The following is a 13607-nucleotide window of genomic DNA, read 5'->3' as shown; positions in this document are numbered from 1 at the left end:
TCATGTTGCCATCAGATGAGGGAGATAATCGTTTTCACTTCCCGTCTGTCGCGGTAATCTCATACGGTCGTTAATATTGCGACTGCAATGTGTGTAACCCAACTCAAATACTAATAACTAAAAAACAGTACAGACAGGATAACTATGGATTCCTCCCTCACCTCCACGGGTCCCCAACAGGACGCCTCTTCACTTAACCGCGCCCGACGCGCTGCGCTTGGTAGCTTCGCGGGTGCCGTGGTCGACTGGTATGATTTTCTGCTTTACGGCATCACTGCCGCACTGGTCTTTAACCGCGAGTTCTTCCCGCAAGTCAGCCCGGCGATGGGAACACTAGCCGCATTTGCTACCTTTGGCGTCGGATTTTTGTTCCGCCCGTTAGGCGGGGTGATCTTTGGCCACTTCGGCGATCGCCTGGGGCGTAAACGTATGCTGATGCTCACCGTCTGGATGATGGGGATCGCCACTGCACTGATAGGGATTATTCCTTCCTTTGACACCATTGGCTGGTGGGCTCCCGTTCTGCTGGTGACGCTGCGTGCTATTCAGGGGTTCGCCGTTGGCGGTGAATGGGGCGGCGCGGCGTTGCTCTCGGTCGAAAGTGCGCCGAAAAATAAAAAAGCCTTCTACAGCAGCGGTGTTCAGGTCGGTTATGGCGTCGGGCTACTGCTTTCTACCGGTCTGGTCTCGCTGATTAGCTCGCAAACCACCGATGAGCAGTTCCTGAGTTGGGGCTGGCGTATTCCATTCCTGTTCAGCATCGTGCTGGTATTGGGCGCGTTGTGGATGCGTAACCGAATGGATGAATCAGCCGAATTCGAACAGCAGCAGCAGGCACCGCAACCAGAGAAAAAGAGACTACCGGTAGTCGAGGCGTTAATCCGTCATCCATGTGCCTTTTTGAAAATTATCGCTCTGCGCCTGTGTGAACTGCTGACGATGTATATCGTCACCGCGTTTGCCCTAAATTACTCCACGCAGAATCTGGGCTTACCCCGTGAACTTTTTCTGAATATCGGCTTGTTGGTGGGTGGGCTGAGCTGTCTGACCATCCCCTGCTTCGCCTGGCTCGCCGACCGTTTTGGTCGCCGGCGCGTTTACATTACCGGCGCACTGGTCGGGACGCTCAGCGCATTCCCGTTCTTTATGGCGTTAGAAGCGCAATCCATTTTCTGGATCGTGTTCTTCGCGATTATGTTGGCCAACATTGCACACGATATGGTGGTCTGCGTGCAGCAACCTATGTTTACCGGTTTGTTTGGCGCAAGCTATCGCTACAGCGGCGCAGGCGTTGGTTATCAGGTAGCAAGCGTGGTTGGCGGCGGTTTTACCCCCTTCATTGCTGCTGCACTGGTAACATTCTCCGGCGGAGACTGGCACAGTGTGGCCATTTATCTGATGGCGGGTTGTCTTATTTCCGCCACTACAGCATTGCTGATGCGGGATAAGCAGCACGGTTAAGCCCGGGTGCGGAGGCCGTCCGGTCTTCGCACAATCTTCTTCAACGTCTGACTTTTGTTTCACATTCCTGTGACATACTATCGGGAGAGCAGTACATCTGTGGAACAAGGAGACAGACATGAACAATAAGGGCTCCAGCCTGACCCCGGCTCAGGCACTGGATAAACTGGACGCGCTGTACGAGCAGTCGGTTAAAGCACTGCGTAGCGCCATTGGTAAGTATATTGAAACAGGGACGCTCCCTGACGTAATCGCCCGCCATAACGGTCTTTTTGTTTACCCATCACTGTGTGTCACCTGGGATGGCAGCGCCACCAATCCCCCGAAAACCCGCGCCTATGGTCGTTTTACCCATGCGGGCTGCTACACCACTACGATTACCCGTCCGTCGCTTTTTCGTCCGTATCTTGAAGAACAACTCACGCTGCTGTATCAGGATTATGATGCGCATATCTCCGTCGAGCCGTCGCAGCATGAAATCCCCTATCCGTATGTCATTGACGGTTCTGAACTGACGCTCGACCGCTCGATGAGCGCCGGCCTAACGCGCCATTTCCCCACAACCGAGCTGTCACAGATTGGCGATGAAACAGCCGACGGTACCTATCATCCGGCGGAATTCTCCCCGTTGTCGCACTTCGACGCCCGACGAGTCGATTTTTCGCTGGCACGACTGCGTCATTACACGGGAACGCCGGTTGAACATTTTCAGCCGTTTGTGCTGTTCACCAACTACACCCGCTATGTCGATGAGTTTGTGCGTTGGGGGTGCAGCCAGATCCTCGACCCGGACAGCCCGTATATCGCGCTTTCTTGCGCGGGCGGGATCTGGATCACCGCTGAAACTGAAGCGCCTGAAGAAGCGATCTCCGATCTCGCCTGGAAGAAACATCAGATGCCCGCCTGGCATTTAATCACCGCCGACGGTCAGGGGATCACACTGGTCAATATCGGCGTTGGCCCGTCTAACGCCAAAACCATTTGCGATCATCTGGCCGTACTGCGTCCTGACGTCTGGCTGATGATTGGTCACTGTGGCGGACTGCGTGAAAGCCAGGCGATTGGCGACTATGTTCTGGCCCACGCTTATCTGCGTGACGACCACGTGTTGGATGCCGTACTGCCGCCAGATATTCCAATTCCGAGCATAGCGGAAGTGCAGCGCGCACTGTATGACGCCACCAAAGAAGTCAGCGGTATGCCCGGCGAAGAGGTTAAACAGCGCCTGCGTACCGGTACCGTCGTCACCACCGACGATCGTAACTGGGAGCTACGCTATTCCGCTTCTGCGCTACGCTTTAACCTCAGCCGAGCGGTGGCTATCGATATGGAAAGCGCCACCATCGCCGCCCAGGGATACCGTTTCCGCGTTCCTTACGGCACGCTGCTGTGCGTTTCCGACAAGCCACTGCACGGTGAGATCAAACTGCCTGGTCAGGCCAACCGTTTTTATGAAGGTGCCATTTCTGAGCATCTGCAAATAGGTATCCGGGCTATCGATCGTCTGCGTGCTGAAGGCGACCGACTGCACTCCCGTAAATTACGTACATTCAACGAACCGCCGTTCCGTTAAGACCTGAAGGTAACTATGCACAACTCAACTCCTCTTTCCGCCCTGCGCAACCTGCTGATAGCGCAGGGGCTGGATGGCATGATTGTTCCGCGCGCCGATGCTCATCAAAGTGAAGATTGTACGCCGCATGACAATAAACTGGCCTGGCTGACCGGTTTTAGCGGCTCTGCCGGCCTCGCGTTGGTCCTTCGGGATCGCGCGTTAATGTTTGTCGATGGACGCTATCAGGTCCAGGTACGCAATGAAGTCTCGCTGGATGATTTTGAAATTCATCATTTACACGATGAGCCGCTGGCCGACTATTTGCAGTCTCACGCTGCAGCGGGTACACGTATCGGCTTTGAACCAATGCTGATGGTCAACAGCCAGTTTGAAGCCTTGTCGGCAACACATTGCAAGCTGGTGCCTCTTGAGCAAGATCCTTTTGACCAGGTATGGCTAGACCGACCGGCAGCCCCCTGCGGCATCATTCGTGAAATGCCCATTGAAATCAGCGGGGAAAGCAGCACGCAAAAGCGTGCCCGCGTCGTGGAACAACTCGCTCAACACCAGGCTGACGTGCTGGCAATTACCCTGCCGGATAACATTGCATGGTTATTGAATGTACGCGGTTCGGATCTGGCCATGGTGCCAGTGCCGTTTTCGTTTGCCCTGCTCCATCGCAGCGGTGAGCTGGAATGGTTTGTGGATAGCAATAAAACGCAACAGCTTCCCGCATCACTGCTGGATACGCTTACTCTTGCCCCGCAAGAGAATTTTCTGACTCGCTGCCAGCAGTTAGCTAATGGGAAGCGTTTCCTGGTCGATAAAGACTACGCCCCGGTCGCGTTGCGTTTTGCCATTGAAGAACACGGTGGCAACGTTCTTTGGGCGCCCGATCCCATCACTCTGATGAAATCCCACAAAAATGACGTTGAACTGGCAGGCTATCGGGAATGCCATGAACAAGATGGCGCAGCCTGGGTAAACTTCCTTGCCTGGCTGGCCCATGAAGTTCCTTTGCGCGAAGCGGCAGGCAATCCGGTCACCGAGCTGGAAGCGCAGGCCAAGCAACTGGAATTTCGCCAACAGCAGCCGGGATTTATCGAGCAAAGTTTCAGCACTATTTCGGCCTCTGCCAGCAATGCCGCAATGTGCCATTACCACTCCAGTGAAAAGACCAATACGCCAATTACCTCGCAGGCCATGTATCTGAATGATTCCGGAGGCCAGTACCACAATGGTACGACGGATACGACGCGTACCCTCGCATTTGGCCCACAGGATCCGCAACGTCGCCTACATTACACCGCCGTGTTGAAAGGCTTTTTGTCGCTTATTTCGCTGCAGTTTCCCAGCGGGACTCAGGGCCATCAACTGGATGCCTTTAGCCGCCGGGCATTGTGGGAGCTGGGACTGGATTTTGATCATGGCACGGGACACGGCGTGGGTCACCAGTTGCTTATTCATGAGCAACCCCATCGCATCGCCAAAAAAGTAAACCCGTGGCCACTGGTCGCAGGCAATATCATCACCATCGAGCCGGGTTATTATCTGGCCGGACAGTATGGGATCCGTATTGAGAATCAGGTGGAGATTATCAACAGTCGTCCTGGTTTTTGTCGTTTCTCAACGCTGACGCTGGTACCGATTGATTTGAATCTGGTTGAACTGCATCTGCTGAGTGATGCTGAGAAACAGTGGATTGATGATTACCACCAGCAGGTCAGAGAGACGTTATCCCCGCGCGTGAACGCAGAGGCACGTCCATGGCTGTTCGCTGCCACCGCACCGATTCACGTTCAGGCTAATTAATGCAATAAAAAAGGCAGCCCGCAGGCTGCCTTAGTTCTCCCCAACTTCTTACTGCTTAGCTGTTACGGATGTACTCATCCATTTCAGTTTTCAGGTTATCGGACTTAGTCCCGAAGATAGCCTGAACACCGGAACCAGCTACCACAACGCCTGCCGCACCCAGTTTCTTCAGGCCAGCCTGATCCACTTTGGCAACGTCAGCCACGCTGACACGCAGACGGGTGATGCACGCATCAAGGTTAGTGATGTTTTCTTTACCGCCGAATGCCGCAACCAGAGCCGGAGCCATTTCGCCGGACGCACCTGCTTTGCTGTCTTCGGTAGCATCTTCACGACCTGGCGTTTTCAGGTCCAGCGCTTTGATCAGCACACGGAAGATGGTGTAGTAAACAATCGCATAACCGATTCCGACAATCGGGAACAGCCACAGTTTGCTGCTGTTACCGGACAGAACGATAAAGTCGATCAGACCGTGGGAGAACGACGTACCGTCGCGCATACCCAGCAGGATACAGATCGGGAATGCCAGACCAGCCAGAATCGCGTGGATGATGTACAGGATCGGCGCCACGAACATGAAGGAGAACTCGATCGGCTCGGTAATACCGGTCAGGAACGAGGTCAGCGCCGCGGAGATCATGATACCGCCCACTTTCGCGCGGTTTTCTGGTTTAGCAGAGTGCCAGATAGCGATAGCGGCAGCCGGCAGACCGTACATTTTGAACAGGAAGCCACCGGACAGTTTGCCCGCAGTCGGGTCACCCGCCATGTAGCGAGGAATATCACCGTGGAACACCTGACCCGCAGCGTTAGTGTACTCACCGATCTGCATCTGGAATGGAACGTTCCAGATATGGTGCAGACCAAACGGTACCAGGCAGCGTTCAATGAAGCCATAGATACCGAACGCCACGACCGGGTTCTGGTATGCAGCCCACTGGGAGAACGTCTGAATAGCAGTACCGATCGGTGGCCAAATGAAGGACAGAACCACACCTGTGAAGATGGCAGCCAGACCAGAAATGATAGGAACGAAGCGCTTACCCGCAAAGAAGCCAAGATACTCAGGCAATTTGATACGGTAGAAACGGTTGAACATATACGCTGCAATCGCACCGGAGATAATCCCCCCGAGAACACCCGTATCAGCAAGGTGTTTAGCGGCGATCTCTTCAGCAGGTAAATGCAGAACCAGCGGCGCAACAACAGCCATGGTCTTAACCATGATGCCGTAAGCAACAACGGATGCCAGTGCAGATACACCGTCATTATTAGTGAAGCCTAACGCAACACCGATAGCAAAAATCAGCGGCATGTTCGCAAAAACAGAACCGCCTGCTTCTGCCATTACGTGCGATACAACGGCTGGCAGCCAGCTGAAGTTAGCGGAACCGACACCCAGCAGGATACCTGCAATCGGGAGTACAGATACCGGCAGCATCAGCGATTTACCGACCTTTTGCAGGTTAGCAAATGCATTCTTAAACATAATTAGGAGTGCTCCTGAGTATTTGTGCTTATACACTTCATCCTTCAAACCGCCTCAGGGTGGGCTGCGCTCGTTCATCCCAGTCACTTACTCTGGTAAGCTCCTGCAATTCACTCACTTGCCGCCTTGATGCAGCTTGATTGACTTTGTGTATTCTACGTTCTCACGCATTGGCGAGGGGGGAGAACCTCGCCGTGTACAGGGCATCTAAGTACCCTTTATTTATTACACAGAGTAAAATAATTCAGTTTGTTTTTGTTTGACGGCTATCACAGTTCAGTCGTGAATGGCCGCAAAATCCGCACATTCCGATAAAATGAGTTTCTGAATGTGTCAAACTGATTATTCACCGCCCATTTTGTGGCGGTGAACTTTACTCGCATTAGTGATTAATTACGAGCTTTAAAAAAAGTCAGTTAACGAACAGATTGCAGGCGAGAAGCGTCGATGTGAAACAGGCGGGCAAAGTTATCAGTGGTTGCCTGCGCCACTTCTTCAACGGCAACACCTTTCACTACGGCCATGTACTCTGCAACGTCACGAGTCATGGCGGGCTGGTTCTCTTTTCCACGATGCGGTACAGGCGCAAGGTAGGGAGAATCCGTCTCGACCAATAACCGGTCCAGAGGAACATAGCGGGCGGCATCACGGAGCTGCTCTGCATTTCGGAACGTGACGATGCCGGAAAACGAGATATAGAATCCAAGGTCCAGCAATTTGCCCGCCGTTTCTCTGTCCTCTGTAAAACAGTGTAGTACGCCGCCACAATCCGTCACTTTTTCTTCGCGCAGAATAGACAGCGTATCGGCTCGCGCATCGCGGGTATGCACGATAACCGGCTTCTGTAACTCACGGCCGATCTGAATATGGTGGATAAAAGATTCCTGCTGGCGCACCTTTGTTTCCGGCGTGTAAAAATAGTCCAGCCCGGTTTCTCCCATCGCCACAACCCCCTCTTCGGCGGCAAAACGACGCAGGTCCTCAACATCATAGGTTTCATCCTGATTTAACGGATGCACGCCGCAGGAAAAAACCACATTGTCACGCTCACCGACCAGTTCGCGCATACTGCGGTATCCTGGCAGAGTGGTCGCAACGGCAAGACAGAATTTCACATCGCGTGCGGCCGCTTTCGCCAGCACGTCGTCCACGTCCTTATGCAGAGATTGATAATCCAGGCCATCAAGATGGCAGTGTGAGTCGACTAAAAACATAATGTCTCTCTCAAAGATGGGGAACAGGCAGTACGGAGCCTGGTTGCAGGTAATGCTCAATACGAAGAATAAGATCGGTTAACACCAGCTCACGGTTTACGCCCGTCACGTTCAGCAGTTGCTGACGACAATGACAAACGTCACCGAGTATCGCCTGTATCTGGGCAACGGATAACCGTTCTGCGATAGAAGATATCAGGTCCAGCGCATCAGGATTCGTTAAATGGGAAACGCCATACGGACGTTTCAACGCATCGGTCAACAACGTTGCCAGCCAGTGTAAACGGGCGGCAGCCTGATCGTGGTTTAACGCCGCGAGCAGTATATACCAGTCGCCTGTGTTTAATGTGTTCACCAGTGCCGCACAAAAATCTGTGCGGTGCGCCCAGCTTTCAGCCTGTAACAACGTAAGTGCCGCGCCTGGCGAACCTGCACTCAGGCGTAACGCGCTCAGCAGCGCTTCTGACGACGCAGTCACTTCACGAGCAAGCCAGGAAATCGCATACGACTCCGGCGGTGGTGCAAGATGATGTAACCGACAACGGCTGCGTAATGTCGCCAGCAAGCGAGCTGGCTCTGTGCTGGCGAGGAAAAACCAGGTTTGTGCCGGAGGTTCTTCCAGCGTTTTCAGCAAGGCGTTGGCGGCGGCATCAGTTAACTGGGCAGCATCCGGGATCCACACGACCTTCGCGCCGCCGAGACGCGAATGCTCGTACAGCTTTTCACTGACTTCGCGTACCGCATCAACCCCCAGCGTGCTTTTGCCTTTTTCCGGCAGCAGCGAATAGTAGTCAGGGTGCGTCCCCGCCTGCATTAGCTGACAGCCGCGGCACTGTCCACAGCTTTTATGCCCTTCCGGCTGCTGGCACATTAAATAGCGGCTGAGGGCGTAAATCAGCGCGTCGTCGCCCATTCCGGGTAACGCCTGAATCAGTAACGCATGGTGACCACGACCCGTCTGGTAGCTGGCTACCAGTTTTTCAAAATCCGGTCGTAACCATGGGTACCATTTCATGCGCCCTGCTCCTTCACCCATTGGGTGATGGTATGACGGATATCAGCCATCACAGCCTCCAACGGCTGCGTAGCGTCTATAGTACGAATGCTGACGTCTTTGGCTGCCAGCTCAAGATAACGCGCGCGAGTGCGATTAAAGAAGTCGAAAGATTCCTGCTCAATACGATCCAGCTCACCGCGGGCACGGGCACGCTTCAACCCGACTTCTGGCGTCACATCCAGATAGATCGTCAGGTCCGGACGAAAATCACCAAGCACCGCATCACGCAGGGTTGCCAGCATGTTTTGATCGATACCGCGTCCGCCGCCCTGATACGCCTGGGTCGACAGATCGTGACGATCGCCAATTACCCACGCGCCTTTCGCCAGTGCAGGTTTAATAACGGTTTCGACCAACTGTACACGCGCCGCGTAAAACATCAGAACTTCGGCTTTATCGGTAATGACCTCGTCACCGACCGATTTAATATCCAGCACCAGACTTCTTAGTTTCTCAGCCAGCTGCGTTCCACCAGGTTCACGGGTGAAAACCATGTCACGAATACCGAGTTGCTCAAGTGTCTCCACCACCACGTTACGCGCGGTGGTTTTTCCGGCGCCTTCCAGGCCTTCAATGACGATATAGTTACTGCCCATTTTTTTCCTTAAGCACTTTCAGGTAATCCTGCACGGACCGGTTATGGCTGGCAAGATTGGTGTTAAACGTGTGGCCGCCTTTACCGTCAGCCACAAAATAGAGATACGGCGTTTTTGCCGGATGCGCCGCGGCCTGCAATGAAGCCTCTCCCGGCATGGCAATCGGGCCAGGCGGCAGTCCCGTAATGGTATAGGTGTTATAGGCGGTCGGGGTGTCTAAATCCACACGCGACAATTTGCCATTATACCGTGTACCCATCCCGTAAATCACGGTCGGATCGGTTTGTAAACGCATACCGATACGTAAGCGGTTAATAAAGACCGAAGCCACCTGGTCGCGCTCGCTGGCGACCGCAGTTTCTTTTTCAATAATAGAAGCCATGGTTACTAGCTGATTTTTGTCCTGATAAGGCAGGCCATCAGCGCGCCCCTCCCAGACAGTATCCACCGCTTTAACCATTTTCTGATGCGCGCGTTTTAGCAACGCTACGTCAGTAGTATTGGCGGTATACATCCAGGTATCTGGCCAGAACCAGCCTTCTACCCATTGCGGGTTTTCCAGCTTAAGTGCCTCGGCCACGGTCTCATAGCTATCGTCGCTTAACGTATGTTTGATATACGGGGCATCACGCAGCTGTTTGAGATAATCGCTCAGGCGCATCCCTTCAACCAGACGTAACGGGAACTGCGCCTCTTTGCCGCTTTCCAGTAGTTGCAGCATATCCCGCACCGTCATGTCAGGCGTGAAGCGATATGTTCCGGCCTTAAAATGCGACAGCTCGGGCTCCACACGCAGCAGCCACTGGAACACGCGCGGACGATTGATAACTTTGTCTGCATACAGCTGTTCGCCGAGAGCCAGACGGCCCGTCCCCGCTTTCAGCGTAAAAATCGTTTCTTCTTTAATCAATAATTTGCTGTCCGCCAGATGGCGAACTTTCCACATTCCCACTCCAGCGGCAATGCCCAGCACAACCAGCAATAACAGGACAACAAGTAACAGTTTTTTCATGACTAATTCGGGTGCTCACAAAGTGGGGCTAAATAATCGAATAACAAACGTGAAGACAACAACGTGTCGCCACAGGCACGCACGGGAATAATGGGCATTAACGCGTTACAGACGACGATTTCATCAGCCTGCATTACCTCCTCCAACCCGGCATACACTTCGACAATACTGAATGGCGATTGTGCCAGCATCCGGATACAGAATTGTCGCATAATACCGTTCACTCCGGCCTGATCCAGCCGGGGCGTGTAAACAGCATCGCCTTTACGCCAGAACAAATTAGCCGCACAGCATTCCGTAACCCATCCCTCGCTGTCAAGAACCAGCGCTTCATCGGCGTCCGTCTGTTCAAGATGAGAGCGAATCAACACCTGCTCCAGTCGATTCAGGTGTTTAAGCCCGGCAAGCAGTGGATTACGTCCCAGCCGCACTGGGCTTAGCGCCAGCGTAATACCTTCTTGCCGCCAACGATGGTAATGATCGGGCCAGGCTGAAACGGAGAGGATGCGTGTGGCACTATGACAATTTTTGCCACTGTAACCCCGGCCTCCACTGCCACGGCTGATAATCACTTTCAACACACCGCGTACGTGCCCTTTCGCCAGCATTTTCATTTCATTTTGCAGCTCGGACCAATCTTCAAAAGAGATCAGCAGTTTTTGGCAAGCGTCTTGTAAACGCTCAAGATGCGCTGCAAAGAGAGGGATTTCACCGTCGATAATACAGGCAGTGGTAAAACAGCCATCACCAAATTGGGCCGCTCGATCGCTTGCGGCCAGCATATCTTGCTCGCAGCCATTAATTAAGAACATGGTGGCTCCTTATTTCTGGTCCGCTAGTTTGGCAGGATGAGTAACACAGGACAAGGGCGGAAAACCGAATAAAAAAAGGCCCGACAAGCGGACCTTTTCAATTTGCTATCGATGCTAGCGCATCACCTGACGGACTTAAATCTTTTTAAAGATCAAAGATCCGTTGGTACCACCGAAGCCAAAGGAGTTACACAGCGCATACTCCAGACCACTAACCTGACGCGCTTCGTGAGGTACGAAGTCCAGGTCACAACCTTCATCCGGATTATCCAGGTTGATGGTTGGCGGAATAGCCTGATCGCGCAGCGCCAGGATAGAGAAGATAGACTCTACCGCGCCCGCCGCACCCAACAGGTGTCCGGTCATGGATTTGGTGGAGCTTACCATCACACGGCTTGCCGCATCGCCAAAGACAGATTTCACTGCCTGGGTTTCAGCTTTATCGCCTGCAGGCGTAGACGTACCATGTGCGTTGACATAGCCGATCTGACCCGCTTCAATAGCCGCATCGCGCAGTGCGTTGACCATTGCCAGCGCAGCGCCTGCACCGTTTTCCGGTGGCGACGTCATGTGGTAAGCATCGCTGCTCATACCGAAGCCAACGACTTCAGCATAGATTTTTGCACCGCGCGCTTTTGCATGCTCGTACTCTTCCAGTACCACCATGCCAGCGCCGTCGCCCAGCACAAAGCCGTCACGCTCTTTGTCCCACGGGCGGCTTGCCGCTTGCGGGTTATCATTACGCGTAGACAGTGCACGTGCCGCGCCAAAGCCACCCACACCCAACGGCGTACTGGCTTTTTCAGCACCACCCGCAACCATCGCGTCTGCATCGCCGTATGCAATGATACGTGCGGCATGACCGATGTTATGCACGCCTGAAGTACAGGCGGTCGCGATGGAGATGCTTGGCCCTTGCAGGCCGTACATGATGGTCAGGTGACCAGCCACCATGTTAACAATCGTCGACGGAACGAAGAACGGGCTGATCTTACGCGGTCCACCGTTTACCAGTGAGGTATGGTTTTCTTCGATAAGACCGAGACCGCCAATACCAGAGCCGATAGCGGCGCCAATACGATGAGCGTTCTCTTCCGTAATTTCGAGGCCAGAATCCTGCATGGCCTGAACGCCAGCGACAATTCCATATTGAATGAAGGCATCCATCTTGCGCTGTTCTTTGCGCGAGATAATGTCTTCACAGTTAAAATCCTTTACTAAGCCAGCAAATTTCGTTGCATAGGCGCTAGTATCGAAATGGTCGATCAGGCTGATGCCACTCTGACCGGCAAGGAGAGCTTTCCAGGTAGACTCTACGGTATTGCCGACAGGAGACAACATGCCCAGTCCGGTCACAACTACACGACGCTTAGACACGGTTGTCCTCCAGGGAGGGAAAATAATTCAAGTGGGATAAAAAGATAAAACTCAGGCGGTCGAATGACCGCCTGGAGATGTTCACTTACGCCTGGTGGCCGTTGATGTAATCAATGGCAGCCTGAACGGTAGTGATTTTCTCAGCTTCTTCGTCCGGAATCTCAGTATCAAACTCTTCTTCCAGAGCCATTACCAGCTCAACGGTGTCAAGAGAATCTGCGCCCAGGTCTTCAACGAAGGAAGCATTGTTGGTTACTTCTTCCTGCTTAACGCCCAGCTGTTCGCCGATAATTTTCTTAACGCGTTCTTCGATAGTGCTCATACTCTTAAATTTCCTATCAAAACTCGCTTTCGCGATGGTTTTCGTAGTGTATAAAATGTTGAAAAATTTGCAACTAAATCCCGGCAGGTCTTACCACGATTTTACGTTATTTTGAGGCCAAGACCTACAATAACGCAAATATTTTTCATCGTGGTTAAACCATGTACATCCCGCCGTTGACGTGCAAAGTCTCACCTGTGATGTAACTTGCTTCGTCAGAAGCTAAAAATGCAACCGCACTGGCGATTTCCTGAGCGCCGCCGAGGCGACCCGCAGGAACCTGCGCCAGAATACCCGCACGCTGATCATCAGACAGCGCACGCGTCATGTCCGTTTCAATAAAGCCCGGAGCAACAACGTTTACAGTAATGCCACGAGACGCAACTTCGCGCGCCAGTGATTTACTGAAGCCGATCAGACCCGCTTTCGCCGCAGCGTAGTTAGCCTGACCCGCATTTCCCATGGTACCAACCACAGAACCGATAGTGATAATACGCCCATGACGCTTTTTCATCATAGCTCGCATTACCGCTTTTGACAGACGGAAAACAGATGACAGGTTGGTTTCGATGATATCGTTCCACTCGTCATCTTTCATGCGCATTAACAGGTTATCACGAGTAATCCCGGCATTATTGACCAGGATATCGACTTCACCAAATTCTGCGCGAATATTTTCCAGAACAGATTCGATAGATGCCGGATCGGTCACATTCAACATCAGACCTTTACCATTTGCACCTAAGTAATCGCTAATGGCCTGCGCGCCGCTTTCGCTGGTAGCAGTACCGATAACTTTCGCGCCACGGGCAACGAGTGTCTCAGCAATTGCGCGGCCAATGCCACGGCTTGCACCGGTAACCAGCGCGATTTTTCCTTCAAAACTCATGGTCTTCCTCT

At 53.0% G+C, this 13607-nt stretch carries 12 protein-coding genes; 3 read left to right on the top strand and 9 right to left on the bottom strand.

Features of this window, described 5'->3' with window-relative positions; genetic code table 11:
- The first annotated feature begins 144 nt into the window (after positions 1-144).
- The 3 genes from shiA to OGX92_RS20520 all read left to right on the top strand — a co-directional run bounded on the left by shiA (position 145) and on the right by OGX92_RS20520 (position 4828).
- A complete protein-coding gene (gene shiA / locus OGX92_RS20530) occupies positions 145-1461 on the top strand; it encodes a shikimate transporter (RefSeq protein WP_286587007.1) in 1317 nt (438 codons plus the stop codon).
- 118 nt (positions 1462-1579) lie between these two features.
- A complete protein-coding gene (locus OGX92_RS20525) occupies positions 1580-3034 on the top strand; it encodes an AMP nucleosidase (RefSeq protein ID WP_032942969.1) in 1455 nt (484 codons plus the stop codon).
- A gap of 15 nt (positions 3035-3049) precedes the next feature.
- On the top strand, positions 3050-4828 hold the full coding sequence (locus OGX92_RS20520; protein ID WP_286587006.1) for an aminopeptidase P family protein: 1779 nt from the start codon (positions 3050-3052) through the stop codon (positions 4826-4828).
- A gap of 55 nt (positions 4829-4883) precedes the next feature.
- Here OGX92_RS20520 and ptsG read toward each other — a convergent pair whose 3' ends face one another.
- The 9 genes from ptsG to fabG all read right to left on the bottom strand — a co-directional run bounded on the left by ptsG (position 4884) and on the right by fabG (position 13596).
- On the bottom strand, positions 4884-6317 hold the full coding sequence (gene ptsG / locus OGX92_RS20515) for a PTS glucose transporter subunit IIBC (protein ID WP_003036277.1): 1434 nt from the start codon (positions 6315-6317) through the stop codon (positions 4884-4886).
- A gap of 416 nt (positions 6318-6733) precedes the next feature.
- Positions 6734-7531: a metal-dependent hydrolase gene (locus OGX92_RS20510; RefSeq protein ID WP_240389259.1), complete on the bottom strand. Its 798-nt coding sequence runs from the start codon at positions 7529-7531 to the stop codon at positions 6734-6736.
- Positions 7532-7541: 10 nt separating this feature from the next.
- Positions 7542-8546, bottom strand: coding sequence for a DNA polymerase III subunit delta' (gene holB / locus OGX92_RS20505; RefSeq protein ID WP_003832190.1), 1005 nt, complete (start codon positions 8544-8546; stop codon positions 7542-7544).
- Entirely contained in the window at positions 8543-9184 is a 642-nt protein-coding gene (tmk, locus tag OGX92_RS20500; RefSeq protein WP_003832189.1) for a dTMP kinase, read from the bottom strand. The genes holB and tmk overlap by 4 nt, the downstream gene beginning before the upstream one ends.
- Positions 9174-10196, bottom strand: coding sequence for a cell division protein YceG (yceG, locus tag OGX92_RS20495; protein ID WP_008784373.1), 1023 nt, complete (start codon positions 10194-10196; stop codon positions 9174-9176). The genes tmk and yceG overlap by 11 nt, the downstream gene beginning before the upstream one ends.
- 2 nt (positions 10197-10198) lie before the next feature.
- The gene (gene pabC / locus OGX92_RS20490; protein WP_286587005.1) at positions 10199-11008 is read right to left on the bottom strand and encodes an aminodeoxychorismate lyase; all 810 of its coding nucleotides are present in this window, start codon (positions 11006-11008) and stop codon (positions 10199-10201) included.
- Positions 11009-11143: 135 nt separating this feature from the next.
- Positions 11144-12385: a beta-ketoacyl-ACP synthase II gene (fabF, locus tag OGX92_RS20485; RefSeq protein WP_003036260.1), complete on the bottom strand. Its 1242-nt coding sequence runs from the start codon at positions 12383-12385 to the stop codon at positions 11144-11146.
- Positions 12386-12470: 85 nt separating this feature from the next.
- On the bottom strand, positions 12471-12707 hold the full coding sequence (gene acpP / locus OGX92_RS20480; RefSeq protein WP_000103754.1) for an acyl carrier protein: 237 nt from the start codon (positions 12705-12707) through the stop codon (positions 12471-12473).
- 154 nt (positions 12708-12861) lie between these two features.
- A complete protein-coding gene (gene fabG / locus OGX92_RS20475) occupies positions 12862-13596 on the bottom strand; it encodes a 3-oxoacyl-ACP reductase FabG (protein ID WP_003036255.1) in 735 nt (244 codons plus the stop codon).
- Positions 13597-13607: the final 11 nt, after the last annotated feature.

The organism is Citrobacter sp. Cpo089 (assembly GCF_030332695.1).
Taxonomy (GTDB): domain Bacteria; phylum Pseudomonadota; class Gammaproteobacteria; order Enterobacterales; family Enterobacteriaceae; genus Citrobacter; species Citrobacter portucalensis.
This window is presented reverse-complemented; position numbering and strand designations above follow the sequence as displayed.

Excerpts from the sequence above, each read along its gene's own strand:
- holB (WP_003832190.1), bottom strand. The coding sequence starts at position 8,546 with ATGAAATGGTACCCATGGTTACGACCGGATTTTGAAAAACTGGTAGCC.
- OGX92_RS20510 (WP_240389259.1), bottom strand. The coding sequence starts at position 7,531 with ATGTTTTTAGTCGACTCACACTGCCATCTTGATGGCCTGGATTATCAA.
- shiA (WP_286587007.1), top strand. The coding sequence starts at position 145 with ATGGATTCCTCCCTCACCTCCACGGGTCCCCAACAGGACGCCTCTTCA.
- ptsG (WP_003036277.1), bottom strand. The coding sequence starts at position 6,317 with ATGTTTAAGAATGCATTTGCTAACCTGCAAAAGGTCGGTAAATCGCTG.
- fabG (WP_003036255.1), bottom strand. The coding sequence starts at position 13,596 with ATGAGTTTTGAAGGAAAAATCGCGCTGGTTACCGGTGCAAGCCGTGGC.
- OGX92_RS20525 (WP_032942969.1), top strand. The coding sequence starts at position 1,580 with ATGAACAATAAGGGCTCCAGCCTGACCCCGGCTCAGGCACTGGATAAA.
- yceG (WP_008784373.1), bottom strand. The coding sequence starts at position 10,196 with ATGAAAAAACTGTTACTTGTTGTCCTGTTATTGCTGGTTGTGCTGGGC.
- pabC (WP_286587005.1), bottom strand. The coding sequence starts at position 11,008 with ATGTTCTTAATTAATGGCTGCGAGCAAGATATGCTGGCCGCAAGCGAT.
- tmk (WP_003832189.1), bottom strand. The coding sequence starts at position 9,184 with ATGGGCAGTAACTATATCGTCATTGAAGGCCTGGAAGGCGCCGGAAAA.
- acpP (WP_000103754.1), bottom strand. The coding sequence starts at position 12,707 with ATGAGCACTATCGAAGAACGCGTTAAGAAAATTATCGGCGAACAGCTG.
- OGX92_RS20520 (WP_286587006.1), top strand. The coding sequence starts at position 3,050 with ATGCACAACTCAACTCCTCTTTCCGCCCTGCGCAACCTGCTGATAGCG.